General features: G+C 45.1%; 1 protein-coding gene. It reads left to right on the top strand.

The window, feature by feature from the left end; translation table 11 throughout:
• A partial coding sequence (locus OQX61_RS24275) for an MBG domain-containing protein (RefSeq protein WP_265844431.1) occupies nt 1-386 on the top strand: 386 nt, incomplete at both ends.

Below are 386 nucleotides of genomic sequence, written 5' to 3'. Positions count from 1 at the left end.
CACCGGTAATCCGGTTACTGCAGATCCTACCAAAACCAGTTACGGTAACGGCTACTGCTCAAGGCAAAGTATTTGGAGATGCAGAACCGACCTTAGCTGCCCCTGCAATTAGTCCGGCATTAACAGGCACTGATGTAAGCACAGGAACCTTAAACAGAGTAGCTGGAGAAAATGCAGGAGCGTATGAAATCCAGCAGAACACCTTCAACTTAGATCCCTATAAATATGCGATTACTTATGTTCCTGCTAATTTCACGGTCAGCAAGAAACCAGTAACCATTACGCCAAGACTGGCTTATTCAAAAACGTATGGAGCAACTGATCCAACCTTTGAGTACAACTTTACGCCATTGGTATCAACGGATGTCATCACAGGAGCATTGGCA

The sequence above is a fragment of the Pedobacter sp. PLR genome (assembly GCF_026239675.1).
Classification (GTDB): Bacteria; Bacteroidota; Bacteroidia; order Sphingobacteriales; family Sphingobacteriaceae; genus Pedobacter.
The sequence above is the reverse complement of the archived record's forward strand: the minus strand, read 5'-3'. Positions and strand labels throughout refer to the sequence as shown.